The sequence below is a fragment of the Scytonema millei VB511283 genome, from assembly GCF_000817735.3.
Lineage (GTDB): Bacteria > Cyanobacteriota > Cyanobacteriia > Cyanobacteriales > Chroococcidiopsidaceae > Chroococcidiopsis > Chroococcidiopsis millei_B.
The window spans coordinates 10074-11582 of record NZ_JTJC03000006.1; the positions used below are offsets into that span (position 1 = coordinate 10074).

Here is a 1509-nt window from a genome sequence, read left to right on the forward strand (position 1 = left end):
ACTGCAAATCAAACCACATTCACTGCAAATAGGCTGTAACCCAATTAGAGTCAAAGTTGCAGTATTTATAGCGGCAAAAGTGTCCAAGAAATACGAATCTTTTAGCCGGACGTATATGTTCATTTATTTGTATATAAATCGGACACGAGCGAATTCAAAAAACTCTGTATAAGGTATTTCCCGTTTTTACATCCAACTGGCGTGCGATAAATTCAATTTCCCTCTACACAGGAATTCCCATTTTCAGCATTTGGTCTCTCAAATCTTGGGTTCGACCAGGAGGCAATTGACCGTGGAGAAAAGAATTCACCTCAGCCATCCGTACATTCAATAATTCTGCTAACACTTTGGCATTATAACCATGCCGAATTAAGCGAGGTTCTAAATCATTAATGGCATGAGCTAAAACGGATTCAATTATTCCAGTTGTAATTGGTTTTGTACCCACCTTGTAACCAGATTCAAATGCTAGCTTTAAATAATGCTCGATTTGTAACGGAGTCGTCAATCGTTCCGCCAAAAATGCAATTGCTTCATCAGTCACTAGATCGGATACCAAATATTCCTCGTGAATACATTCACTTAAAAGCCAATGAATAAACTCCGTCTGGTGTCCGCGAATACCTTCGAGGCTAAATACAGTCGTCCTAGCACCAATTTCCTCTAAAGATGGTCGGCGCAGATCGTTCTTCAACTTGGGATGCCCCACCAATAATATCGATAGAATGCCACCCTGAAGGCGTACCAATTCAATCAAGCGTTTAATTTTGATTAACGTACTGCTGTGAAGGTCGTGGGCTTCGTCCACCAATAATACAACTGGTTTACGGCATTTCTGAATCAACGCCAATAGCAAGAGGAACGCGTTGTTCTGGTTGGGTTGGTGGCTTGGCATCTTTTTCTGTAGCTAAATCGCAGAACAAAGCAGCCATTAAAGTCCCCAAGGTCACTTTATCTTTGTCAACTGCAAGGCTCTTGGAAATAATTATGTCTTTTTCCGAAGCTAATTCTAATTGCAACCGCTGCAAAATAGTCGTCTTGCCACAACCAATAACCCCTGCTATGGCAATTAATCGACCTTGCCGAATTTGGGGTTTTAGCTCTTTGAATAAATGGGCTTGTTCTTCAGTCTCAAAAAAACATACATATTCCAAAGTTCGTTTCAGTCCAAAATAATTCATTACATCACTCAGCATGGTGACTTCCTGGTAAGGGATTAAAGAAATCTCGAATTTTTTCCATTACCACTTGTTTATTTAGCGTGCTGTCCAAAGTTGCGTTAATATAAGCTATTTGTCCGGGGGTAAGTTTAGCTAGCGGTCGTGCCAGATACTCAGCAATCGCCTGTTTTGCCGCAATAACTGTGGGATAAGTCAGTTCTTGAAACGGGTCGGGATCGACAAAAGGCTGCACCTTTAATCTCTGCGGGTCAAATTCCCCGCCGCTCTGCGGCGTAAAATGTGAGGAATGAGCGAATATATTCATAAAAGTCATAACGTTACGGTGTTG

The 1509-nt window shown here is 41.4% G+C and carries 2 protein-coding genes and 1 pseudogene; all 3 read right to left on the reverse strand.

What is annotated here, in order from left to right:
• Positions 1-223 precede the first annotated feature (223 nt).
• The gene (locus QH73_RS28380; RefSeq protein WP_236147096.1) at positions 224-850 is read right to left on the reverse strand and encodes a hypothetical protein; all 627 of its coding nucleotides are present in this window, start codon (positions 848-850) and stop codon (positions 224-226) included.
• Positions 825-1196 carry a hypothetical protein gene (locus tag QH73_RS28385; RefSeq protein ID WP_236147097.1) on the reverse strand — a complete coding sequence of 124 codons (372 nt, stop codon included), beginning with the start codon at positions 1194-1196 and terminating at the stop codon, positions 825-827. The genes QH73_RS28380 and QH73_RS28385 overlap by 26 nt, the downstream gene beginning before the upstream one ends.
• Positions 1186-1509, reverse strand: a pseudogene (locus tag QH73_RS19495) (hypothetical protein); the annotation flags it as partial. The gene QH73_RS28385 and the pseudogene QH73_RS19495, both read right to left, overlap by 11 nt.

Coding starts and splice junctions, on each gene's coding strand:
- QH73_RS28385 (WP_236147097.1), bottom strand. CDS start 1,196: ATGCTGAGTGATGTAATGAATTATTTTGGACTGAAACGAACTTTGGAA.